The organism is Bacillus sp. EB106-04-02-XG92 (assembly GCF_058791995.1).
This window is the reverse complement of record NZ_JBYTEA010000013.1, coordinates 23,108-46,366: the sequence shown is the minus strand read 5'-3', so window position 1 is coordinate 46,366 and position 23,259 is coordinate 23,108. Positions and strand designations below refer to the sequence as shown.

23 protein-coding genes and 3 pseudogenes are annotated in these 23,259 nt (G+C 31.8%); 16 read left to right on the top strand and 10 right to left on the bottom strand.

Annotated elements, in window-relative coordinates:
- Positions 1-204: 204 nt before the first annotated feature.
- From AC3WVA_RS24175 to AC3WVA_RS24165, 3 genes are all read left to right on the top strand, one after another.
- Positions 205-750: a hypothetical protein gene (locus AC3WVA_RS24175; protein WP_097842124.1), complete on the top strand. Its 546-nt coding sequence runs from the start codon at positions 205-207 to the stop codon at positions 748-750.
- A complete protein-coding gene (locus AC3WVA_RS24170) occupies positions 747-1,370 on the top strand; it encodes a hypothetical protein (RefSeq protein WP_492322220.1) in 624 nt (207 codons plus the stop codon). The genes AC3WVA_RS24175 and AC3WVA_RS24170 overlap by 4 nt, the downstream gene beginning before the upstream one ends.
- Before the next feature lie 1,028 nt (positions 1,371-2,398).
- Positions 2,399-2,590, top strand: a complete 192-nt coding sequence (locus tag AC3WVA_RS24165; protein WP_098521678.1) for a hypothetical protein — start codon at positions 2,399-2,401, stop codon at positions 2,588-2,590.
- Between the two features lie 390 nt (positions 2,591-2,980).
- On the opposite strand, the gene AC3WVA_RS24160 is transcribed toward AC3WVA_RS24165, so the two are convergent.
- The gene (locus AC3WVA_RS24160) at positions 2,981-3,538 is read right to left on the bottom strand and encodes a hypothetical protein (RefSeq protein WP_492322219.1); all 558 of its coding nucleotides are present in this window, start codon (positions 3,536-3,538) and stop codon (positions 2,981-2,983) included.
- Positions 3,539-4,034: 496 nt separating this feature from the next.
- Positions 4,035-4,145 (bottom strand): YjcZ family sporulation protein, encoded by a 111-nt coding sequence (locus tag AC3WVA_RS24155; protein ID WP_000540371.1) that lies wholly within the window; start codon positions 4,143-4,145, stop codon positions 4,035-4,037.
- Between the two features lie 216 nt (positions 4,146-4,361).
- Between AC3WVA_RS24155 and AC3WVA_RS24150 the strand changes: the two are divergent.
- The 6 genes and pseudogenes from AC3WVA_RS24150 (at position 4,362) to AC3WVA_RS24125 (ending at position 9,012) form a co-directional block, all read left to right on the top strand.
- A pseudogene (locus AC3WVA_RS24150) lies at positions 4,362-4,575 on the top strand (hypothetical protein).
- A gap of 412 nt (positions 4,576-4,987) precedes the next feature.
- Entirely contained in the window at positions 4,988-5,293 is a 306-nt protein-coding gene (locus tag AC3WVA_RS24145; RefSeq protein WP_048530141.1) for an LCI fold-containing protein, read from the top strand.
- Positions 5,294-5,544: 251 nt separating this feature from the next.
- Positions 5,545-5,904: a DUF3796 domain-containing protein gene (locus AC3WVA_RS24140; protein ID WP_492322218.1), complete on the top strand. Its 360-nt coding sequence runs from the start codon at positions 5,545-5,547 to the stop codon at positions 5,902-5,904.
- The gene (locus tag AC3WVA_RS24135; protein WP_048530145.1) at positions 5,894-6,094 is read left to right on the top strand and encodes a helix-turn-helix transcriptional regulator; all 201 of its coding nucleotides are present in this window, start codon (positions 5,894-5,896) and stop codon (positions 6,092-6,094) included. The genes AC3WVA_RS24140 and AC3WVA_RS24135 overlap by 11 nt, the downstream gene beginning before the upstream one ends.
- 1,422 nt (positions 6,095-7,516) lie before the next feature.
- Positions 7,517-7,951, top strand: a complete 435-nt coding sequence (locus AC3WVA_RS24130) for a sodium:proton symporter (protein WP_429604401.1) — start codon at positions 7,517-7,519, stop codon at positions 7,949-7,951.
- Between the two features lie 236 nt (positions 7,952-8,187).
- Complete coding sequence (locus AC3WVA_RS24125) at positions 8,188-9,012, top strand: YrrS family protein (RefSeq protein ID WP_492322217.1); 825 nt, start codon at positions 8,188-8,190, stop codon at positions 9,010-9,012.
- A 109-nt stretch (positions 9,013-9,121) separates the two neighbouring features.
- Here AC3WVA_RS24125 and AC3WVA_RS24120 read toward each other — a convergent pair whose 3' ends face one another.
- Entirely contained in the window at positions 9,122-10,507 is a 1,386-nt protein-coding gene (locus AC3WVA_RS24120; RefSeq protein WP_429604501.1) for an erythromycin esterase family protein, read from the bottom strand.
- A 335-nt stretch (positions 10,508-10,842) separates the two neighbouring features.
- Here AC3WVA_RS24120 and AC3WVA_RS24115 point away from each other — a divergent pair.
- Positions 10,843-11,119: pseudogene (locus tag AC3WVA_RS24115) on the top strand (hypothetical protein).
- A gap of 291 nt (positions 11,120-11,410) precedes the next feature.
- On the opposite strand, the gene AC3WVA_RS24110 reads toward AC3WVA_RS24115, so the two are convergent.
- From AC3WVA_RS24110 to AC3WVA_RS24090, 5 genes are all read right to left on the bottom strand, one after another.
- Positions 11,411-12,523 carry an RNA-guided endonuclease TnpB family protein gene (locus tag AC3WVA_RS24110; protein ID WP_429604502.1) on the bottom strand — a complete coding sequence of 371 codons (1,113 nt, stop codon included), beginning with the start codon at positions 12,521-12,523 and terminating at the stop codon, positions 11,411-11,413.
- A gap of 11 nt (positions 12,524-12,534) precedes the next feature.
- The gene (gene tnpA / locus AC3WVA_RS24105) at positions 12,535-12,933 is read right to left on the bottom strand and encodes an IS200/IS605 family transposase (protein ID WP_048528540.1); all 399 of its coding nucleotides are present in this window, start codon (positions 12,931-12,933) and stop codon (positions 12,535-12,537) included.
- Between the two features lie 199 nt (positions 12,934-13,132).
- Positions 13,133-13,606 carry a CDI toxin immunity protein gene (locus tag AC3WVA_RS24100; RefSeq protein ID WP_195757056.1) on the bottom strand — a complete coding sequence of 158 codons (474 nt, stop codon included), beginning with the start codon at positions 13,604-13,606 and terminating at the stop codon, positions 13,133-13,135.
- A 1,166-nt stretch (positions 13,607-14,772) separates the two neighbouring features.
- The gene (locus AC3WVA_RS24095) at positions 14,773-14,937 is read right to left on the bottom strand and encodes a hypothetical protein (protein WP_098521672.1); all 165 of its coding nucleotides are present in this window, start codon (positions 14,935-14,937) and stop codon (positions 14,773-14,775) included.
- 529 nt (positions 14,938-15,466) lie between these two features.
- Positions 15,467-15,631, bottom strand: coding sequence for a hypothetical protein (locus AC3WVA_RS24090; protein WP_098521671.1), 165 nt, complete (start codon positions 15,629-15,631; stop codon positions 15,467-15,469).
- A 180-nt stretch (positions 15,632-15,811) separates the two neighbouring features.
- Here AC3WVA_RS24090 and AC3WVA_RS24085 point away from each other — a divergent pair, with 180 nt between their 5' ends.
- Positions 15,812-16,090, top strand: coding sequence for a hypothetical protein (locus AC3WVA_RS24085; protein ID WP_098521670.1), 279 nt, complete (start codon positions 15,812-15,814; stop codon positions 16,088-16,090).
- Positions 16,091-16,694: 604 nt separating this feature from the next.
- Entirely contained in the window at positions 16,695-16,886 is a 192-nt protein-coding gene (locus AC3WVA_RS24080) for a hypothetical protein (RefSeq protein WP_048530157.1), read from the top strand.
- Between the two features lie 149 nt (positions 16,887-17,035).
- Here the strand turns inward: AC3WVA_RS24080 and AC3WVA_RS24075 are convergent, their stop codons facing one another.
- Positions 17,036-17,173 (bottom strand): DUF3956 domain-containing protein, encoded by a 138-nt coding sequence (locus AC3WVA_RS24075; RefSeq protein WP_000376554.1) that lies wholly within the window; start codon positions 17,171-17,173, stop codon positions 17,036-17,038.
- Between the two features lie 643 nt (positions 17,174-17,816).
- Here AC3WVA_RS24075 and AC3WVA_RS24070 point away from each other — a divergent pair.
- The 3 genes and pseudogenes from AC3WVA_RS24070 to AC3WVA_RS24060 all read left to right on the top strand — a co-directional run.
- A pseudogene (locus AC3WVA_RS24070) lies at positions 17,817-18,071 on the top strand (LPD1 domain-containing protein); the annotation flags it as partial.
- Positions 18,072-18,084: 13 nt separating this feature from the next.
- Positions 18,085-19,398 carry a DUF3854 domain-containing protein gene (locus tag AC3WVA_RS24065; RefSeq protein WP_098521669.1) on the top strand — a complete coding sequence of 438 codons (1,314 nt, stop codon included), beginning with the start codon at positions 18,085-18,087 and terminating at the stop codon, positions 19,396-19,398.
- 323 nt (positions 19,399-19,721) lie between these two features.
- A complete protein-coding gene (locus AC3WVA_RS24060; RefSeq protein WP_098345998.1) occupies positions 19,722-20,606 on the top strand; it encodes an Rpn family recombination-promoting nuclease/putative transposase in 885 nt (294 codons plus the stop codon).
- A 780-nt stretch (positions 20,607-21,386) separates the two neighbouring features.
- On the opposite strand, the gene AC3WVA_RS24055 is transcribed toward AC3WVA_RS24060, so the two are convergent.
- Positions 21,387-21,551, bottom strand: a complete 165-nt coding sequence (locus tag AC3WVA_RS24055) for a hypothetical protein (RefSeq protein WP_195757060.1) — start codon at positions 21,549-21,551, stop codon at positions 21,387-21,389.
- Between the two features lie 630 nt (positions 21,552-22,181).
- Here AC3WVA_RS24055 and AC3WVA_RS24050 point away from each other — a divergent pair.
- On the top strand, positions 22,182-23,259 hold a 1,078-nt coding region (locus AC3WVA_RS24050), incomplete at its 3' end, for an S-layer homology domain-containing protein (protein WP_492322216.1).

Genomic DNA, 23,259 nt, shown 5'->3' with positions numbered 1-23,259 from the left:
AGTAATTGGGCCATTTGTATGGAAAGCAATTCAAGGTGGCTATGATACAATTCTAGCTCGATTCACAAAAGCATCAAAAAATGCAGATGTAGATTCTTGGAACTAAATATAAATTTAATAGTAAGCATAAGGGGACTACTACTAGAAGTAGTTCCCTTTTTTAGAAAACATATTGTATTTGGATTCAGAAAAGGAGAGAAGAGAGTGTTTTTGTATATTATAGGGTTACTACTAAGTTACATGATCCTAAACGTATTTACTGATTTGAAATATAGAAAAACGAGGAATGTGTGGCATCTCCTATTCTTAATTTTGGGGATAGGAATCACGTATTTTGCTGGAATAAGAACAGGCAAAGAGATTGCGATTGTACTAGGCATGGCCTTAGCATGTGGTTTATTGTTAGAGATATTTAAATTTTCTTCACCTGGTGATACGAAAATGCTTGTGGTGGTAGCTTTATATGTTAGCAATGTAGTAGAAGAATCGGCTGTGTTTACCGCAATTACACTAACAGCTTTTCATTTACTATTCTTTTGGATTGCTAGTGTGTATCGATTAATTAAGATTTTGGGGTTTATAGGAGCAATTAAAGACCAATTAGAGCATGCTGCTTCTATGTTTGGTGCAAAACTACCTAGGAAAGATATACAGCTGATACAGAGCTTTCCAGGTGCTTGTTCTATTTTATTAGGAGCACTGGTGTATGTTGCGTTTACTATATATCACAACGGAGGTATCTTGGCTTGAACAGTAAAATCATTCATCAAAGAGAAAAATATATTTACTTTACAATATTTGTGCTTATAGGAGTTCTCATTCTAAACATGTTTATTAATATGTTATTGGTATTAGCATATCCTTTATTAATTGGATTAATTGTGCAGGTTATCTTACTACAGAAGATAAAAAAATCATTTTATCGGAATGGAAAAGAATTAACAGAACAGTTAAAATTAAAAAATATATTCCTGGTAGAATCAAATATTTTAGGAGATGAAGAGGGAACCGTCTATGAGGTGCATCAAATGCCTTTTGCATTCTCAAATGGACTAATCAATAAGGAGAAGGGTTATAAAGTAGTAAAACAAGAGTATGAAAGAAAAGTAAAAGAAGATTTAACAAAAATCTCAAAGTGGCAAGTTACAACAAAAGCTAGACTTGTTACAACAACACATCTTCGTTTATATACAATTTGGCAGAAAAATAGTACAGGTTATCAATTGAAAAAAATAGAGGATTGTATTGATCCGTATGCAAAGATGAACCGTGTACAATGGATGATTGCTTCATTCTGTACGACTGGTCGTATCAAGTACGATAAGAAACCAAAAGAGTGGGCAAGCTATGAATGGATTACTTTAAGTTGAACTACTCACCACTTAACGTCCTTACGGACTGTTTGAAGTGGGAGATTCCTGCGAACACCGGTGTATCCACCGGTTATCTTAGCAGGCTCTACCCGTAGTCCCTACGGTGAAAACATAAGTATCTTGTACGTTGACTCACCACACTACCTACTTTAGCTTGGTTTTCGCAACTTCGGCAAGTATGGGGCGAAAGAACGTTGAAGATTTTACGGTTGCAACGTTTTTCTGCAACCAACCTCATATCTTCAGTTTTCAAAGAGCAATCTGTACAAGTAAATGATAGCAAACATGTTGGCTTATGCCAACCGACATTCATCTCCCACCTAAAATTGGTGTTTCACACCTTCACATTTTTGAGGAAGGAGTCTTCTGTAGGAAAACGATAAATAAAAAACAGAAGAAAAACTAAGTAGTTCAGTTATTGTAGGGAAACTTATTAATATGCTGTTTGTATTGGCATGATTGGATTAATTACTAGGTTGCTTGCTACAGAAGATAACTAGTCGTTTTAACGAAGAAGAGTTCCAAGCAAAGAAAAAGCAATTATTAGATATAAAGAGGAAACGCTCATTTGAGCGTTTTTTTATTGTAAAATCAGGTGATTTATTTTTTATATGTATAACTGTAAAAACTTATTCCTTACTTTAAAAGAAAAGACACCCTAAGAAAAATATAATAAGCTGCCTATATGGATAGTTCATTTACATAATTCTCGTTATTAGCAGTAGGGACTTAATTTATTTGATGATTTTTAAAAACAAAATTAATTTTGTATATTTAGAATATAGAGAAATTTTGTTATAATGTATTAGAAGCCTACATGGCGTGGATTTATTGTTAAACATTCAAATAGTATTTTCACAGTAAATCCAGGCTAAAAAAGAGACTTAATATGTTAAATGGTTTTGGAATTCCAGGAACTATTATTCCTGTTTTAACTTTAATTGGATTACTATTTTAATTTAGAAAATTATATAGAAAAAATGAATAAAATAACGTTTGATTTAAATCAGAAAGGAGGGGGAGTTATGTTGAAACAAGGATGGAGTAAGTTTAAACGTATGTGTAAATCCCCTAAAGATAGTTTACGAAAAGCTTTAGATTTTATTTTTAGCGAAATCATATGGGATTCTATTTTCAAAGTTTTCCTTAAATTGTTATGGGCATTTAAAGGTATGGCAAAAGGTTTGAAACGCTTAATAGATAGCGTATTTACATGATTTCCTAAGTAGAGAGTTAATGTTTCTGAGAATCTATAAAGTTCTAGCGCTTATTTTCAATCAATTTTTCCAGTTCTTTTTTATACACTCCTATCTTGGTGTGTTTTTACGGTTCTTGTCTGTTATTAGATTAACCGAAAAACTGTATAAATCTTAGTATGGTTTTTCTCGAAATACTGCCGTTACCCCATCGCCTTCTAGTTAAGAAATGTATTCTCCCCAAAAACGAAAAAAATGAACTTAATTCGCACGGATAACTATAAAGAGATAAAATCTTCGTTTTGGGAATACTTTAAATTATAAGCTTGATAAGCATGTAAGGTGACCCCTATGTGCTCTTTTTTTTTATAAAAGGACACTCAAAGGTAACCCTCCTCCGACTTGATATATTTAATGATCTACAACACTCCAAACAGTCTCATCATTCTCTTGGTTCCAATAGGCATATAACTCGGTTACTGTTCCTGTAACTTTTCTGGATTGTTCATCATCTAACCAATTTACAACATCTTCTGTTTTTAAATACTTCTCTTGAATGAAAGCCAAATAATGTTTAGTTTCATTTCCCCAACTGTTAATAAAAGAAAGTATTTTATTAACATCCTTGTAGAATACATCGTCTTTTACAGAAGCACTTTTATATTTCATTTCTATTGCTGCTAATACTCTAGTTACACAGTCGCTTAAATGGTAGTCTTCAACTGCTACTAAGTCAATTTTAACAATAGCTAAGTCAATTCTTTCGCCATTAATCAAGTACTCTGTAAATATGCGTAAATTATTTTTGTTTAGAAAGTCTTCTCCTAGTCTGTTTCTTAAATGAAAGTAAAAAGCATTTTTTAATGAATCCTCTTTTAGAAGAAAGTAGTTAGCATAATCAATTTTTAAATCTTCTTTCCATACCTTTTTTATATCTGTATCAATCTTTTCAATAATTTTACAATTCACCACTAAATCCCCCCAATAATATTCAACTTAGCCTACTTTTTATTGATTTATTGTGTCTCCTATTGTAGCTTTCTTTGTACAAACACAGAAAAAGGCACTCATTTTGAAGTGCCTCTCCCGATTTACATAAGACTTTTCTTACATCACAAATATATCTGGGTTTCCACCCAATTTATATTGTACTCTTTAGTCTATGAACTTTAAATAATTTAATGTGAATTTTATAGTGATAATTTTATGGAAATAATAAATTTAAACACATCAGTCAGGTTAATCTATAATCGGACAAAGTTATAGAATGAAGGTTACGCCATGGATAAAAATATTAATAAGAATGGAAAGAGGACTATATTGACTATTTACGAGCAATTTATATGGCAAAGGAAGAAAGCCCATCGTGTAGAACTTATGGGAATAAATACGAGGTCAATATAAAATCTTTAAAAAAAACTATTAAGAAAGACACTCTTATAAGAGTGTCTTTCTTAATAGTTTTTTAGCAGAAGCAACTGCAGCCAATAATGATCAACAAAATAAACAACACAACTAATAAAGCAAATCCTCCAGCAAAACCGCAGCCTTCGCCGCAACTACCACCATATCCCATAACAATATTTCCTCCTTTAGATAGGAGGGGAAAACTAGGGTCATTTCATGTAATTTAATGGGTTCAATTTACCTTATGTATTTAAGAATGAATTGAGCAGGTCCTTTTGAAAAGAAAGAAAAGGTAAATTAAGGAACCTTTTTTTGAATTTCCTGTGTCATTAGCCCTTTTTACTACATATTTTAGTATAAATTGCTTTAGGGATGGAAATAAGTAATGGCATTGACTGTAAATGATATTTGTATCGATGTGTGTCTTAAAGTTACGATTACTCCTGGTGGTGGGATGCGGATCTAGTCCAAGTATAGTAATTAATCCTGATGGCTCAATTACTATTATATTACCATTAGTAGTTTGTTTCTCAATTACATTAAATGAAGACTTAGGTGTTGGAACGTCTTTAACAAGTTTGTCCTTTAAAACTTCTTAAGTGAGGTACTAATTTTATAATGTTACAGAGGAATAAAATTCTATTGAAAGGTCTACTTAGGCGCTTTACTTTTTTTTTGCTGTTTTTGTAGAGATAGTGTGAGAAAAGAGTTTACCCAAACGAGATAAAGACACCATATGGTGTCTTTATCTCGTTTGGGTAAATAAGAAGTAAGGTTTCCATTTTAATTGAAAAAAATAGAACAGGTAGTTAAATCTTATCATGATTTTTTGTTGAATGAACATGCATTATTACATATCATTATAAATCCCTCCATTTAACATTTGATAAAGTATATTACCAATATTGATAAAATTTAAATAAATATTTATATAAATTCAAAATATTTACAAAATAGCAAAAGTGATACATTTAAGATGCAAGTTATAAAAAATATTAAGGGGGAGTTATTATGTTCAAGAAATTAGTAGTTGGAGTATTAGCAACTGGTATTGCATTAACAGGAGGAATGGGGGCTGCGTCAGCGAGTACAGAAAATGGATCTAATACACCAAGTTCTGTAAAACAATTAGCAGGATGCTATCCAAAAGAAAACGGTAAGTATGTAAGAGAAGTGAAAAATTCTAACAAGGTTTTTGCTAATACTTTTACTGAAAAAGCCTGTGGCGGGACAGTATATTGGTATTTAAAAGAAATCAAATGGACACATGCTGATGGTGGGACATATATTGCTAAGTATGAAGGTTGGATTCAATAGTCTGTTTCTTTTAAATACTTTCCATAAAAAAACACTCTGTGGTGCCTTTCTCGGACTTGAACTATCTCAATTTCAATAATATGTATTGAACCCAAACCATTATCCTACTATGTTAAGGAATATTGGTGTAACTTTTAGAGGAATTCATGACGTTTATAAAACAGTTGTACTATTTTCGTTCCTTTTTATTATCATGTCTATGTGATATATTTATAACGTTAAGAGCGAAATATATCACATAGGAGGTTTATATGAAAAATAAATTGGCATATTTAGGATTTCTTGGTTTTTTTGGTTTTTTAGGTCTGTTTACATTTTTAGGTGATATTTCATGGGCATATTATTTTTTCGGTTTCTTTTTCTTCTTCACATATGCAAAAGTAGTACCAGATGAACTTTTTATGCTGCATGTTCGGATCGCTGCTACAAGAGCTTTTTTCGTAGCACTAGTACTAGGCAGTATACTACTCTTAAGTGTTTTTATATTAGAAAATTTACATATAATTCGGTTATTCGTTATAATTTCAGTTTGCATACCTGTAGGTACATTTATAATTAATTTAGAAATATTTGAGCGCAGAGAAAAGAAAGGAATGCAAGATGCCACTTAAGACTAGAATGAAAGAATATAGAATTAGGTTAAATATGTCTCAAGAAGATTTAGCCAAAGAGGTGGGTGTTAGAAGGGAAACAATTGGCAATCTTGAAAATGGAAAATATAATCCTTCATTCAAACTTACTTATGATATAGCAAAGGTTTTAAAAGTACCAATTGAAGTTTTATTTTGGTTTGAAGAATAGGTTGTGTATAAAAATTAAATTCAGATTTCTAACAAGAGACTCTATTTTATTCAATATTTTTTAAAATGGGGTCTTTGTATTTACCATTTGAGGTACCCTCAATATTTTTTATAAAAATGCATATAAGTTATAAGTAATATGAGCAATTATACAAGGAAAAAGTGAATTAGATTTTTATAAAAAAAAGACACCCTAAGGTGCCTTCCTCCGACTTGAACCACGTTCAATTAGTATAAACTTATCCGTATTATCCCTTTGTTATACCTATAAACACATCCTATAAAACAGAATCGTCTATATACACCAGATTGTTAGTTTACAAAATACAAGAGTTTTGAGATCAGTATTAGAGTGACGCCACACCTTCTATAATAATTGGTATGTTGCGCCTATCAAAAGAATCTGTTTTATAGAATGTATTCACATTTTTATTTTACTATATGTAATATTTATTTGGTGTAATTTTTGTGAATATGTATAATTGCATAAGGTTTATAAAAAAGAAAGTATAATTGGGTATTGTGTAATAAAGAAAAGACACTCATTAAGTGTCCTTCCTCCGACTTGAACCATCTTAAATTTAATAATATGTATTGGACCTCATCTAATATAATTGTATCAAGCTGATGCACAGTGGTAATTGAGTAATACGATTAACAAGAGAATGGTAGTAGTGAAGACACCTAAAAATAAAGAAGTAGATTCTTACATGTTGACTACGAATTCATCGACTCATGGTAACCAAAGTGGCTGTAAACAATCTTATTAATAGCATTACAATGATATACAATTTGGATTGAGATATCATAATACCAATCATTATGCCATTAATCCTCCCATTGCTCCTGCTACAATCCCATTTAATATGAGGATCATATCTTGAAATAGAAAAATGATAATACCACTAACAAAAATACTGATCAGAAGTCCTAAAACATAGGCTGCACTTAAATAGTTGTTACATTATTTGTAAGATATATTTTTTATTCATTTAAAAATTCAAACAAACTTATTAATGCATTACGGAGGTTAACAGGTAAAAACATCAATCATACAGATTTCTGGACTTAAAAAGGGCTACTAAACTATGTAGTCCTTTTTAACAATTTAGTTTTCAAAAATCTATATTTTTTGTAATTCAGTTGCAAACTACAAAATTTCTTTTAAAAGAAATGTACATACACATTATATTTTATTCCATAACGCTCTATCTTTTTTCACGATAGTTTAATATCGTGAAAAAATAAAATATTAGGTACGACATCACTTTGTTTTTTATATAGATTAGTAATTAAACTATATATTGAAATTAGTAATAATAAAATGTATTATTGAAAAGCGCAATTTATAATTCAAGTAATCAAGACTATGTACCCACAATAATTTGAACATTCAGAAATTATAATATTGTCTAAAAATGAGGTGAGATTCATAGAAACAGTACATATTAAATGGTATGGATTGTATAGTATAAATGATTTGTATAATAGAGAAGAAGCTTCTAAGAAGGGGATATTTACAATCTCTAGAGTAGATGCTAAGAATGAAACATTGCTCTATATAGGAAAAACCAAAAGAAGTTTTATACAAAAGATAAGGGAACTTAATAAGGAGTGGCTTTTTGATGAGAGCAAATTAAAGATTACATTAGGAGTAATAGAATTTCCTAGTGGTGAAAGTTACTCTGAAAAGAAGGTAAAAGAGATAAAATCCCTTTTGATTTTACGACATACCCCATTAGAAAACGAAACATCTTTATTATACCATAGAGGGAAATTTAATTTAAAAATTATAAATAAGGGAAGAAGAGGCTTAATTGTTAAAAAGCTTTCTACAAAAGAGCTAATATGGACGTAATTAGAATCACCTTTGAATAAAATTGAAGGTTTCTAAAGTGCTGAAGCTTATCAATTTTTAATGTATTAAATTATTTTGAGTAACATACATCAGATGCTTGAAAAAAACAAATTTTATTATGATATGAAATCCTGTATGGAAAGTGTAGTTCATTTCTATTATTTAATAAAAATATTAAGAATTATAGGAATAATGCATAAAGAGTAGAGGAAACAATAAACACGGAGGTTTAAAGAATGGGACAAGTAAGCAGGTTTCAAGAAAAACAAAAGAATCGTCGTCAAAAGGTGATTTTTAATATTGCATTTACTTGGATATTAGTGACAGTTGGTATAGTGACATACCAGTTGTTTACCCCTTCTGATACATCAAAGAAAGCAATTGCTCAAGAAAAGAAAGCAACAAAGATAGAAGAGAAGAAAAATAAAGATAAAGAAACAGTAAAGATAGAAGAGAAGAAAAATGAAGATAAAGAAACAATAAAGATAGAAGAGAAGAAAAATGAAGATAAAGAAGCAGCACAGATAGAAGAGAAGAAAAATGAAGATAAAGAAGCAGCACAGATAGAAGAGAAGAAAAATGAAGATAAAGAAGCAGCACAGATAGAAGAGAAGAAAAGTGGAGATAAAGAAGCAGCACAGATAGAAGAGAAGAAAAGTGGAGATAAAGAAGCAGCACAGTTAGAAGGGAAACTAAAAGTAGAAAAAACGGTAAAAACGAACGAAAACGAAAATGAAAATAAAGAGGAAGAAAAAATGGCATCTCAAGAAAAGGGTTCTCAAACTAATTCTTCTTGGAAGCCAATTGGTACAGTGCAAGGAGCAAAACCTGAAATGAAATTTAAAGAAGGAACAGTAGATTGGAGTGAGATGAAAAAAGCAATTTCTTATGCTGTGGATGTTCCAGAGGGCCAATTGACTTTCGATTTTATTGGGAATAATGGTAATAATAAAGCCTACGGTAATGTGCGAGATAAGCAAAGTAATAAAAAATATAAGGTTAATATTGATTGGGTAGAGAATCAGGGATGGAAACCAGTATCTGTTCAGGTGGTAAAATAAAGAATAGAAATGTAATTATGTGTTTAAAAGTTTACTTTTGTAAAAACTCAAAAAAGAGTCCGTATCAATCAGGACTCTTTTTGTTATATATTTATATAATTTCTGTTATTTATTTCATTTGCGATGGTGTAATATGATCAAGCCATAGAATACCATCATATTGTTCAATCGGATTCATAATTTCTTCAAATTCCTTCATACCCCAGTATCTTCCCTTAGTAGGAGAGAACATCCAAGAGGTTTCTGGACGGTTTCTTTCACCTTTTAAATTGACAAATATATGTGAGTTTTGTGCAGCACTTAATATTTTTTCAATACTCTGTTCGGTGTGATCAGTTTCTACAGGAACTATTTCACTAATACCGCTATTCCAGCTGCTTCCACTATGAGCGTACACACCGACCATGTACATTTGATCTTTAATACGTTTAGGCATGTAATCAATCATATTCGGTGCTACAAAATTATGTTTTTGTATACCAGTAAAATCGAGTATCATCTTTGAATTTTGCTTCCGAATATGATAGTTATGTCCCCATACGATGATTTTTTTGTTTTTGTATTGGATGTCACTTAACCATGCTAAAGTTTGTCCCATTTTCTGATCTCGAATATAGAATGAGAACTCAGACGCTTTTGGGTTCGATGAGAATAAGAAGTTTTTTTCTTTTACCTTAGCGTCTTGATGTGTTTTAATCGTATCAATTCGTATACTAATGGCTTTTTCTAACAGATTTACATCATATGTATTAATTGGCGCGATCTCGAATAATTCAGTTTTATGCTCTTGAATAAATGTTTTGATCTTTTCGTATTTGTCTATTACAGGCTGAATCTCCTTTTTATATTGTTCATACGGATACTGATTATCTTTTGGGGTAAATGTCCGTTCTATATCGACCAATTCTTTATCAGCTAATTCAACATCATTAGCAATTTCAGGACTAATTTTCTTTAACCATTCTTTTGCAAATTGTGGGAAGGATGATTCCCACCAAATTTGAGTATCAAATCCAGTTAAAATCAGTGGAGTCCCTTTTTCCTTTTGCTCTTTTAAATAATGAAACAGTTCCTCAATTTCTTTTGTATGCCATACGTTTTCTAAAGATTGTCTCATGGCTTGAGTAGCAGTTAATTGGTCCAGTTTTTGGTTAACAGCATTTGCTTCTGCAAATCCAGATTCAAATGCCAGTACATCATATCCCATTTCTTCATGCAAATACTTAATGATTCGTACTTTAGATTGGTTTATTTCTTTGGCACCATGTGTACTTTCACCGAGAAGAACAATACGTTTATCTTGTACTGTTTCTTTTAAAAAGGATAAATCTTCAGTTGTCTGATCATTAGGCTTGTTTAATTTATTTGCATGCTCCTTTACCCATTGTTCCCATTTTGGTTGATCTTTAGGTTTTTCTTCCGCAGAAACAACGGATGTAACCGTCGTAAATGCTAGGAGAGAAGCAACCATACCTACTTTCCACTTTTTGAACACATATTTCCCCTCCATTAATATATTGAAAAAAAATAGAATAAACATCCAAAAATTTACTATTACCCCCTCGTGTTTATAATACTTAATAATGTAAAAAGTAACAAGTTGAATATTCATAATATTTTATATTAAAGGAATTATATTTCCTGATTTTGAAATTATGATAGGCAATGTCGAATGGTGTATTCGAAACCTCTAAGTTAATTACCGAAGCGAAGGGAGAGGTAATTAATGAAAATATAAACTACTGTGTAGGTGCAAAGTAAACTCTAGTAGAGAGTGAGATTTGTAAATTGAAATATCACTTGGTCGGACTGAATAGTGAGAAAAGGAAAATAAAATTGGGAGTGGAAATTAAACGTTTAAAAGATGTGGATCTGTCAAAGTATGCGAAGCCTGGTAATAATGGATACCTTGGAGAAGTTGGAGTACTGGTTGATAACATCGAAATACCTAAAGTAGAAAACATGCAACCTAGTGTAATTGAAAAGGGTACTCGTATCGCTCAAGGCATCATAGCGCCAAGTGGAACCAACTATTTTTGTTGAGGTGGACGAGCTTTCTGAGAACAAAAGAGGAAGCTGTGGCTTCGGATCAACGGGGATTAAATAAAAAAGGCTAGGATTTGCTCCTAGCAAAGAGTTATGTCGTACAGAAAGATGCAAACCTGATGTTTGCAAATTCATTATATAACGTTCCTAGGGTAGGAAGATTGAATCATAGCAATCTTTATGTAACTTTTACATCTGATTGTGGTATTTGAGTGAACTACCCGCCACTTAACGTCCTAACGGACTGTTTGAAGTGGGGGCTTCTCGGTTAGTCGTTACTTTTGGTAGCTAACGAATTCGTCCTAAGACAGCCGAGCTAACTCCCTTGTTCCAAGGGTTATTTTATTGCTATCTATGCTAACGCTAATAGGCGTATTGCTTCATTTTTAATATTGATAGCTGCGTTATAATCTCTATCGAGATTTACACCGCATATACAAGAATAGACTCGCTCAGACAATGACATATTTTTCACATTTCCACAACTGCTACATGTTTTTGTGGAAGGAAACCATTTGTCTATTTTCACAAGCTGTTTGCCTTGTTCATTTAGTTTATAAGCTAAGAAAGCAGTGAACATACCCCAAGCATTATCAGCGACGCTTTTTCCAAAATGAAGTGCTTGCGACATTCCCTTCATATTTAGATCTTCAATAGCTACAACATCAAAATAAGTAGCTAACTCTTTAGACTTATGATGAAGAAAGTTCTTACGTTGGTTTGCTACTTTTTCATGCAGTTTAGCTACACGGATACATTGTTTATTCCAACGCCCTGAACCTTTTGTACGTCTTGATAATACTCGTTGAGCTTTTGCTAATCGGTCTAACATTTCACGATAGAACTTAGGATAATTGGCTCTCTCATCCTCAGAACTGACGTATAATTGATCCATGGCAAAGTCTAATCCAACAACTGTTTCTACTTCTTTTTGTACGATCTCTTTTTCGTATTCAGTCAAAATGGACACATAGTATTTACCAGTAGGTGTCATAGAAATCGTACATGACTTGATTATATGGCCTTGTGGTATTTCTCTATGCTGTTTGATACGTACCATTTTCAGTTTTGGCAATTTGATATGACCGTTAAGCAACATAATATTTCCGTTCACTACATTCGTTGTATAAGACTTTCTGTCTTTTTTGCTTTTGAATGTTGGGAAGTCATTTTGGCCACGAAAGAAATTTTTATAGGCAGTTTGCAAGTTTAGTTGAGCATTTGCCAAAGCTAATGAATCAACCTCTTTTAACCACTCAAATTCTGCTTTGTATTTCGCGGGAGTGGGAAGCTTTTGTTTCTTTAGTTGATCCTTATTATCTTTATGTTTTTCATACGCTTCTTTCCGTTCAGCTAACATTCTGTTATACACGAAACGTACACAACCGAAGGTTTTACGCATAAGATGTGCTTGGTCTTCTGTTGGATACAAACGGAATTTATATGCTTTATTATGCTTTGTCATATCATTTCACCTCACTTTTCACCTTGATTTTCAATATATTTCTTTACTAGCTCTATTGGCGAACCACCAGTAGTTAATAAGCAAAAACTTCTTGACCAAAACATCTCTTTCCATAGTTTCTTTCTCACTTGTGGAAAGCCTCTCTTGATGAGTCGAGAGCTTGCACTTTTATAAGCATTGATGAATTTTGTCATTTCTGTATTAGGGTGTGCCTTGAACAAAATATGAACATGGTCTACATCATGATTCCATTCAACTAATGTGATGTTATAGTTTTCAGATAGTCGAACAAACATATCTTTTGCATAGTCTGACATATCATCATCAAACACATTTCTTCTGTATTTCACGACCAACACAAGGTGATAATATAACAAGAATACTGAATGGTTATTACTATCTAATTTCATTTATATACCAGCCTTTATCATTTATAAGACTGATTATATCAGAGGCAAAATAAAAAGGAAAACCGTTTGGCTACGCCAAACCGAAATTCATCTCCTACCTACCGTTGGGCTACGCCCTTCACACGCTCGAGGAAGGAGAATTCTTTCGGGAAATTCGTTAAAACAAAATTTCTATTTTGTAGAACAGCAGAATGAGATATTAGCGAAACCCAACCCTAATCAATTCTTCATTGTTTATTTCAATTACGAATCTATATTCTTTATCTAATAACCAGTAATAAAAGCTGACTGCATCAACGTCAACTAGTGATTGGAATACTTTATCAAGGTTTGTACTTACTACAGGGATTTTATAGTTATCCCATATTATAAAAATCTGCCCATCAAAATCTAGTTGATTTGCTCTAATAAGGGAAATTAGTTGTTCTTTGTCTGAAGCTATTAATTGATTGTCTAACTGTTCCCAATCTATTCTTCCAGAGACCGTTATAGGAAATAAATCTATTAAAGTAGTAGCAATCTGTTGGCTTCTTTCCTGAGAAAAAATGAGAGTTTCGTTTCCTAGGGATTCAAGGCACTCATTAAACAATGGGTTTGTATCATTTCTGTTTTTGGTTTGCAGTTCCTTTAACTTTTGTCGCATTTTCCATTGTCTTGACGATCTAACATTCATTTTTAACATTCCTTATACAATTATTTATGAATGAGTATAGCATATAAGGGAAGCTCTTATGAAAATAAATTTTTATAATATAAATTAAACAAAAGCTTTACTTGAAAAAAGGACCTCTTACGGAAAGATAAGGGGCCATCAAAAAATGTTGTATGTGAAACACGTGATATTTCACACAATAATATAATGTAATTTTAATATTGAGTATAACTAATATATAGTTTTTGAAAAGAATAAAAATGTATAAAATTATTATTGAAATGGAGAAGAACTAGGATAAGGGGGCTAGGGCTTCTAGGATTGGTATATATCTCTCACACGACATAAAAAAAGAATAAAAGGTATTGAAGATAACACATGAATGTCTCATAAATAAAACATTATTTTAATAGTTGCAGCCCCTTAGAGGGCGCTCTAAGGGGCTAAGATTCGAGAATTTTTAAACTCTTGTTAATTACATGATAGCTCCCTAAGGAGTATATAAGGAATTTTAGCACTTAACTAATAATTTTACAACTGTATATTACAATAAATATATTAATAAACTATTTATATAAAAAATGGCTCTTACTACTACGTAAGAGCCCCATGAACAAAGAAAAAGTCGTATATGACACTATATAAGCATCGCAATAACATTTTAACATCTTTATATATAGTTGTCTATACATGACTAGCGTAGTAGAACTAACAAAATGTCATTTGATTTGAAAGAGGAATGGGAGAATGATTGAACAGGTTGAAATCAAAGGGCAGTTATCAATATTTGATATAGATGAAATAAAAATCAAGCTGTATGAAGTCTTAAAAGTAAACGTTTGCCATTGCGAGATTAGGAGTTATTACCTACACAACGATTACAGCCCTTCCCGAACGATAAAGCCCCTCGCCTTTAGGCATGGGATGAAAGTGAGGTTGGATAAGGAGTGCTACTAAAAACCAAAAGGTTTGTGACACTCTAAGTACCCAAGACTCTTTATATTGAGAAATAAAGAAGAATCATTATAAAAAATTTATCTTTTTTCATAAGTAAAAGAGCAGCTAGCAAAAACTAACTGCTCAATACAAGGAGATACAGAGAAAACTAAATGGATTTTGGCATACAAGCCTATCAACATTATGGACATAATATTAATTTTTATTCGAAGGAATTCATGTTTTACAAATCAAATTATGATAGTCGATATTCTCCATATTGACCAGAAAAGAACCAAGAATTCTAGTAAAATTCCAATTGTTCTTTTCTTAGTTTTTTGAAATTCTTTTACTAAATAGCCAACAGCACTAATTGCTAGAAGAATGACGAGAATAAGTTCTAGTGTAACTGGCATTTGATCTACTCCTAATCAGTTAATTAATTTAGTATATAACGATTATAAGATATTTTCTTTGGTTAATGGTAAAAAATTAAACAAAACTATCTATATATGTAAAAAGGCAAAGAGTAACTCTTGCCTTACTTTTTTTTCATAAATAAAAGAGCAGCTAACAAAAACTAACTGCTCGGCTGGTTCTCCAAGGGGGAAAGGAGAAAGGTTAGGGACTTCATTAAATGAGTTATGGCCATCGCCTATCTATATTATTGACAAAATATTAAGTTTTATTCAGGTGAACCTAAAAAGAGCACCTTTAAAAAGTGCTCTTTAAGGGAAAAGTGAGATGTTAAAAAATAAATTAGGGTTTTTTGCTTCGAGATAATATATGACTATTTCATCATAATGTGACGATGAATCAAAAAAGAACAGCTAGCAAATGCTAACTGCTCAGTTCTCCAAGGGGGAACAAGGAAAAAAGCTAATGTCATATACATTATTGACGGAATATTGGGTTTTATTCAAGGGAGGGTACTAATTATACAGGTTACATAAGAAGTCCTATTAACATCCAGGCTGCCCCGATCAGAATTAAAGTTTCGAATGTAATCCAAAACTTTCTTTTTTCTGGTTTTTGAAATTCTTTGATTACAGAAAATATGGCACTTATTCCTATGAGAGTGAAAAGAGCAATTCGGATTGTTTCCGTCATTTGCATCACCACCTAATATTTGGATAGTTTAATTATATATTAATTACCATTTTATTTCTCTCTATTAGATGGGTTAACTATGAGTAAGTCGATAAAACATATTTTTTGAATTATTTAATACAAATATATATAATTATATCGATGTTTACATATTAACTAGTTAAAAATGGGGAAAGAAAAATGAAAATTAAATTTGATGTGGTGAAAGATGAAAATTTTGATTTTAATTTATTAGAAGCAAAATTACTGAAAACTTTTAAAGAAGTGGAGAATGTAGCAATAGTCGAAAAGGTTGAAGATAAAATTTTTGAAAAAGACGATGTGAAAACCTATTTAGAGGAGATTACTATTAATGTTACAGGAAAGAATATCGGATATAGATCAGTTTCAGCTAGTATATTTATTGTTCTAGAAAGTCTATCAATGAAGTTATTTAATATTAATATTAGTATACATTAAGCATCCAAAATGGATGCCTTTTTCTTTGTTGTATAGAAATTACACATTAAATATTAGGGCGCATAGAAATGATATGGAACTAAACAATATCTCGTAGCGTATTGTAGCGTTTTAGTGAAACTCCTGTGTTTATGAAATGACATCTGTATAAGGTGTCATTTTGATGAAACATTTTAATATAAAAATCATATAGTATAGTGTAGGACAAGCTAACCGCTTATATCCTATTCAATGCTCATTGGGAAATTTTCCTTAACAAATTTTAGCATCTACTGACGTGGATGCTCTTTTTACATTGAATAAGATGGGCATATTTTTTTTATAGCTATTACACTGTAAAGAATAACGCTAGAGCGATGAATCCATATAAAAACAAAATGAATCCTAAGATGAGTAGTATTGCACGAAAGTTGAACATGATAGATCTCCTAAGGGTATATAAAGAATTTTATTATGTTGTTGGTCTATTTAGAAGGATAACCATAAATTGGTGATAAATAAACGTAAATTTGAACAAAATGAACATTTGGATTAAAGGATATCTATATAAATAGGTAGAATCTAGTAATTTGGTTCACATTTTAATCCGAGGGGTACAAATTCGATGCGACGTGAAAAGGATTTGTTGAAACAATGGAAGGCGGATTTGCAAACTATTCAAGAAGAGAAAAGGCTGAAGAAGAAGGCTAAGAAAAAGAATAAAAAATATAGCATTCCTGGTAATACAGCTGACTTCATGAATGGAAAGAATACTTATCGTAAAGAGAATGGGGTATGGAAGCAAAGAAATAAATAATTTGAGGATAAATGATTTTGATTAAGTGTATAGCAATTATTGTAGGCGCTGCCGTGATTTGGGTGGCGGCTTGTTTATTGTTAAGAAAGGAAAGATAAGGGGAAAATAAAAAAAGAGAGCTAATGCCCTCTTCTTTAGCGGTACGTTAATTAATCGCAGATTGGTATTCCGAGCACTCTTAAAGCTAATGCTACTTGGAGAGAAATCTCTAATCTAGCAATTTCGATACCAGCGACTGAAAGAACTAAAAAAGGTTGTCCGTTTACAAACACAACGCAACTATCCATGGTTACGCCTCCTTTCTAGCAATCTAATACAGTATATGAAAGAAACGATAATATGTAATAGTCAAATTAATAGATTATCATATTTAAACAAATGAACCCAACGAAAGAGAAAAGTTCTTTTTGTCTGTCTAAAATTCAGCCTAAAATAGCATATATATAAATGATAAATTTTAGATAGTATCAGAGGGACAATTAATGGGATTGGTGGGATATGCACGAGCTGTTATAAGAGAGCAAGATCTAGGATTGTAATTTGAAACGGTAGAAACATATGGTAGTACAAAAATATTCACTGAAAAGTGGAAAGGAGTGGATGAAGGAAACATAAAGTTGTTGAAATTTTTGTATGAATTTATTAATATGGAACTATATTTATTGTTTATTTGATTCCGTTTATTCCCACACCTTATGCGTTGTGGTTGAGTTGTAGAAGCAAGTTATGTCTTGTTTTAATTCTGAAAGGGCTTCTTTGAGCCGATTAGTGTATATAAAGCTTATTTAATTAGCTGTGCACATTTTTAATCGACTTGAAGAAGCCCTTTTTGTGTTGTTTTAAAGTCTGTTTGACTGGTAAAATCCATTATTACATTAGGCAAAAATTATTATTTAGGGAGATATAAAATGAATACTAGTTTTGAGGTATCTATACTTTGATACAACAATCAAATTAGATAAAAAGAAAATCAAAAAATATTGGTCTACAAATCACGAGATATTTGCTAGAGCATTTGAAGTATAGATAGCATCCGATTTGCTAGAACAATAACATAAAAACAATTATTTAGTTTGTGATATATATTCTTTTGTATATCTGTTAGTAGAACGAAGAAAGCATCTAAATAGAAGTATAAGGAGTTTAATGGAGGTAGTTGTTCTATACATAATAAACAATATATAAGGAGTGGGGGATTATGCATTATAACATTCAAAAAGGACAGTTCCGTTTAACAAGTGCTTATCCAAGAGGTAGTTGGTGGGAGTTTTATCGTGTTCCGTGTCCAATTTGTCATGATACAGGAAATTGCATGCTGCATGTTTCGCAAGAGAAAGTAGCGTGTACACGTGTAGAAAGTAAATGGATCTATGGAAAAAACACGGGCAATCCAAGCTACATTCACTACATAAATGGAAAAGATAAGTATCAATTGCCTGAGGTGAATGAAGTTCAGATCCATGATAAGAAAAGCAATGAGGAATTAAATGTGTTTAATCGTAAGTTAATGGATTTCATACCATTGCAAAAGCATCATCATGCACATTTAATAAGAGATAGAGAAATGAGCGAGGAACAAATACAAGTACGTCAATATCGCTCTTTCTTAAAACAACAAATTGAGTTAGAAGAGGATAATACATATACGACAGTTTGGGAAAAGCTATTTAAACAGATTGGGAATAAACATTGCTGGCAGGGAATTCCGGGTTTTTATGAGATGAAAAAAGGTCGACTTTCTCTTCGTTTGATGTCAGGATCTCCTGGTATATTAATTCCTTTTCGAAACCAATACAATCAAATTGTTGGGTGGCAGGTTCGTGTGGATGAAGTGAAAAACTCCGTTCATGTGAAAACGGCACCTACTGGAGTTCAAGCGGAATTAATCGAACAGCCTAATGTTGTAAAGATAACTAAAAATGATGATTGTATCTTTGAAGGTGAACTAGAAGTGAGCAAAAAGGTAGAAATTCCATCTCAAGAGGAACGAATTGTTGTAAAGATTCATAAAGGGCAAAAATATTTATGGATCTCATCAGCAAACAAAAATCAAGGAACTGGTGCAGGAGGTAGTGAAAATCCACTGCCTGTGCATGTAGCGGTACCGAGTTTTCATTTGAAACATTGGAATTCTGGTACACTTCATCAAACTAAATCAGTGATGATAACAGAGGGGGCTATAAAAGCAGATCTGATTGCTGATTTGATTCCAGAGAGATTTAATAAAGTGGAACTTTCTGAAGTAGGAACAACGGTTCTTGCAATTCCTGGTGTAAATGCTTGGCGAATTGTTATGCCTGTATTAAAGGATATGATGGTAGAAAATGTTTATTTAGCGTTTGATGCCGATTTAGTAGAGAATGAAAAAGTACGAAAAGCTCTTATAGACTTTGCGACAAAGCTAAAGAAAGAGGGTTATAACGTAATTATTGCTGCATGGAACCCAGCACAAGGGAAAGGTCTCGATGATGCAATGCAAGCTTCTTTCAAGCCTGTTTTCCGCACAATATAATAAATCGTATCATTTTAGCTAGGGGATTATATATAAAAGAAAGGTGTGTATTAAGGATATGGATATTATGCAACAATTAATGGACGTAGAAAAAAACTAGGGAACAAGAAAGAATGGAACTCATTCAGCGATTTTATAATGAGGGGGGTTCTATCATGAAAATTGCAAATGCGACAAATATGTGTGAAGAGGTTATTTTATATATCAAGTAACTAGAAGCCATACTTGGTGATGTGAATAGAGGAGAAAAAGATAGAATTGTAATTCTATCTTTTTTTATGTGCTTAAATACAATTTTAAAACGAGAAAGGTAGAGGAAGAACATGAGTGTCTATGTAAAAAAGAATCTAGTAAATTTACGAGTTGATTATGCTTTTAAGCGTTTGTTTGGAGTAGAAGGAAATGAAGATATATTAATTGGGTTTCTTAACGCAGTACTACAATCATCTATTGATGAAGAAATTAAATCTTTGCACTTAGATGATCCGCACCTTCCAAGAGAGCAGAAGGATGATAAATTGTCTATTTTAGATTTGCGAGCTACGTTAAATAGTGGTATAAAAATTAATATAGAGATTCAAGTTCGAGACAAAAAAGATATGATAGAGCGTTCTTTGTTCTATTGGTCAGGCATGTATTATTCCCAAATGACTCAAGGGATGAAGTACACGGAATTAAGACCAACCATTTGTATTAATATAGTAGATTTCATTCTGTTTCCAGAAGAGCAAGAGTTTCATAATGTTAATACAGTGATGAACAAGAAATCGAAGCGCATTATTACTGAAAATATGCAGTTGCATTTTCTTGAAATTCCAAAAGTAATTCAAGAATGGCAAGGAGAACGAATGAATCCATGGGAAGATTCTTTAGCGCGTTGGTTATTATTATTTCCTGCGCATGAGGATGAGAGATTAACAACAATCCTGGAGGCGATAGCAATGGAAAAAGATCCAGTTTTGAAAAAAGCAATAGAGGATTGGGAGCGTTTAAGTAGCGATAAGGACTTTTTACGGTTATATGAGGCTAGAGAAAAAGCAATAAAAGATAGAGTATCAGAAATAGAAACGGCAAAAGAAAAAGGTGCAAAAGAAGCCATAATACAACTAATTCAAAATATGATTAAAGTAGGGTTACCTATAGAGAAAGTTGCAGAAGCTGCTGAATTAAGTGTAGAAGAGGTTAATAAGATATTACAAAATATATAGTAGAGAATAGTTGTGAAAATAGGTAATTGTTATTACAAACAATTACCTATTTTTTTATTCTTTTTAATTGTTGCCCATTTTGTGATTTTAATTATATTTTTTCATGCTTTAGCATTCCTTCTAACTTATAACACAATTAAAATATCAGGAAATAATGATGTAAATTAAGGTGAATTTAAACAAAATCCTTATTTAAATGAAGAAGCCCTAGGATTAGGGGTCTAGGGCTCCAAGTCATGGTATATCTCACACGACATTATAAAAAGAAAAGAACGTACTGAAGATAACACATGAATGTTTCATAAATGTATCAAAAAAGTGAACAAAAAGTGATTTTATAAATCAAAGTACTCAGCATACTTAACTAACGGCTTGTTGAAAAAAAGAAGCCCTGCAGAAAATGTTACAGAGCTTCATAAGACTGAGTTATGTCGTACTCACAGGTGATTTTAACATGGTTTTAGCGGGAAATAAATTGGTAAATATGACCAAGTAGTTTGAAGCTATTATTTAAAACAAAAATGCTTTCTGGTAAGCATAAGTAAAAAAGAGCACTAAATAAAGTGCTCTCGTGACGAGATTCCTTTTTGTAACGACTATTTTATATAGAAAGGAACGTAGAATATTATATGGTTGCCCAGTTAAATAAGTGCCTTTTACAAATAAAAGAGCAGTTAGCAAAAGCTAACTGCTCCAATCATGGAATATGGTTAAGAAATGGGTTGTCTACAGTATTGACGGAATATTGAGTTTTATTCAGAAGAACTAATACTCTACAAATTAGATTATGATATTTGTAATTACCCATGTCGCCCAGAAAAGAACTAAAAATTCTATTGAAATCCAAAGTGCTTTTTTCTCAGGTTTTTTAAACTCTTTTATTAAAGAGAAAACAGCACTAATTGCTATAAAGATGAAAAGAGCAAGTCTTATTGTATCAGGCATTTTAACCACTCCTAATTTAAATTAAATTCATTATATATCGATTTTAAAATTTTTAGATAGTTATTGGTGAAAATTAAGCAAAAATTAAACAAAATTAACCTTTTGAGAGAAAGTGAGGAATAACAATGGGACTAGGAAAGCGTGGAAATGAAGTAGACTAACAGCAAGGTGAGATTAGTCTGTTTTCTGAAATCAGGAATATAGGACATGTTAGTAATATCAGATTCAAACAGATTGATAGGGCCATACAATACGTTTTAGATAATGACGAGGCAGTGGTTAATAAGATTTTACCACATAAATATGGAAGAATAATCTTAAAAACAGGTAATTGTTTTATACATGCAATTGCCTGTTTTTTAATTTTCTCCCAATGTAATAAATAATTCGAATAGGATATTAGTGGATATATCTTATTTAGAATTTATTGTGTTTCAAAACTTCTAAATAAGATAAAAGGAATATATTGCACGTTTTAATTTGTAGAATTAATATATGAAGATATGGTTTTATGAATAATTTCTTTAAGAAGTCTAAAACGTTAGTTTAGATGAAGGATTTAAATGTACTCAAGTATTATATTGAGGGTAAAAAATCATATAAACTTAATTTGAATGAAGGAGATAATTTATGAAACTTAAACAGAAGGTATTAGCAGGCGGTATTATGTTGGCGACAGCATTAACGCCAATGATAGATGCGCAGGCAGAAGGTAAAAGGTTTAATGATGTTCCACAAGGCCATTGGTCTTTTAATGCTATTACAGATTTAGCAAATAAAAATATTATTGCAGGTTATGGAAATGGTATTTTTGGTTTTGGTGATAATATAACTCGTGGTCAAGTAGCTAGAATGATTTATGCCTACTTGAAACCTGCAGATGGCCCTAATATTAAAAACCCGTTTACTGATGTCAAAGGGCATATGTTTGAAAAAGAAATTTTATATCTTACTAAAGTTGGTATTATGAGTGGCTATGGTGATGAAAAATTTGGACCTGATAATATCTTAACACGTGAACAGTTAGCTGCTGTGTTAACAAAAGCTTTTAATTTAAAAGCAACAGCAACTACTACATTTAAAGATGTGGAAAAAAACTATTGGGCTACGAATGCTATCAGTGCATTACAAGAAAATAAAATTGCAAGTGGTACAGGAAACAATATGTTTGAGCCAAAGAACGTTGTAACACGTGAGCAATATGCGCAATTTTTATATAATGCAATTAATGTGAAAGAGAAAACAGAAGAAAATAATGGTGGAACAACAACAAATCCCACAGATCAACTGCCTCCTAACCTAAAGAAAGTAGAAGTAGAAAAACAGACATATAAAGCAGGAGATATAGTAAGGGTAAGTGTAGAAGCGGAAGATGATGTGTCAGGTGTTATGGGAGGATTTGTAATAGTAAGAGGAGCCACTGGTGAAGAAAGTACAGCTAGGATTAGTTATGATAACGAAAGTAATAAATGGATTGCAGACATTCAATTAAATCCGTATGCGAATCCAGGAGAATATAAGATAGCATCGATTACATTGTATGACAATGCTGATCACTCTAAAATTTATTTGGATGGACAAGACTTTAATGTTCATTTTAAGGTTGAAAATGATAAAAAAGCAGATCAATTGCCTCCTAACCTAAAGAAAGTAGAAGTAGAAAAACAGACATATAAAGCAGGAGATATAGTAAGGGTAAGTGTAGAAG

Coding starts and splice junctions, on each gene's coding strand:
- tnpA (WP_048528540.1), bottom strand. CDS start 12,933: ATGAAATTAGATAGTAATAACCATTCAGTATTCTTGTTATATTATCAC.
- AC3WVA_RS24090 (WP_098521671.1), bottom strand. CDS start 15,631: ATGACGGAAACAATCCGAATTGCTCTTTTCACTCTCATAGGAATAAGT.
- AC3WVA_RS24095 (WP_098521672.1), bottom strand. CDS start 14,937: ATGCCAGTTACACTAGAACTTATTCTCGTCATTCTTCTAGCAATTAGT.
- AC3WVA_RS24100 (WP_195757056.1), bottom strand. CDS start 13,606: ATGAATGTTAGATCGTCAAGACAATGGAAAATGCGACAAAAGTTAAAG.
- AC3WVA_RS24060 (WP_098345998.1), top strand. CDS start 19,722: ATGAGTGTCTATGTAAAAAAGAATCTAGTAAATTTACGAGTTGATTAT.
- AC3WVA_RS24165 (WP_098521678.1), top strand. CDS start 2,399: ATGTTGAAACAAGGATGGAGTAAGTTTAAACGTATGTGTAAATCCCCT.
- AC3WVA_RS24125 (WP_492322217.1), top strand. CDS start 8,188: ATGGGACAAGTAAGCAGGTTTCAAGAAAAACAAAAGAATCGTCGTCAA.
- AC3WVA_RS24140 (WP_492322218.1), top strand. CDS start 5,545: ATGAAAAATAAATTGGCATATTTAGGATTTCTTGGTTTTTTTGGTTTT.
- AC3WVA_RS24135 (WP_048530145.1), top strand. CDS start 5,894: ATGCCACTTAAGACTAGAATGAAAGAATATAGAATTAGGTTAAATATG.
- AC3WVA_RS24055 (WP_195757060.1), bottom strand. CDS start 21,551: ATGCCTGATACAATAAGACTTGCTCTTTTCATCTTTATAGCAATTAGT.
- AC3WVA_RS24155 (WP_000540371.1), bottom strand. CDS start 4,145: ATGGGATATGGTGGTAGTTGCGGCGAAGGCTGCGGTTTTGCTGGAGGA.
- AC3WVA_RS24065 (WP_098521669.1), top strand. CDS start 18,085: ATGCATTATAACATTCAAAAAGGACAGTTCCGTTTAACAAGTGCTTAT.
- AC3WVA_RS24085 (WP_098521670.1), top strand. CDS start 15,812: ATGAAAATTAAATTTGATGTGGTGAAAGATGAAAATTTTGATTTTAAT.
- AC3WVA_RS24145 (WP_048530141.1), top strand. CDS start 4,988: ATGTTCAAGAAATTAGTAGTTGGAGTATTAGCAACTGGTATTGCATTA.
- AC3WVA_RS24080 (WP_048530157.1), top strand. CDS start 16,695: ATGCGACGTGAAAAGGATTTGTTGAAACAATGGAAGGCGGATTTGCAA.
- AC3WVA_RS24075 (WP_000376554.1), bottom strand. CDS start 17,173: ATGGATAGTTGCGTTGTGTTTGTAAACGGACAACCTTTTTTAGTTCTT.
- AC3WVA_RS24110 (WP_429604502.1), bottom strand. CDS start 12,523: ATGACAAAGCATAATAAAGCATATAAATTCCGTTTGTATCCAACAGAA.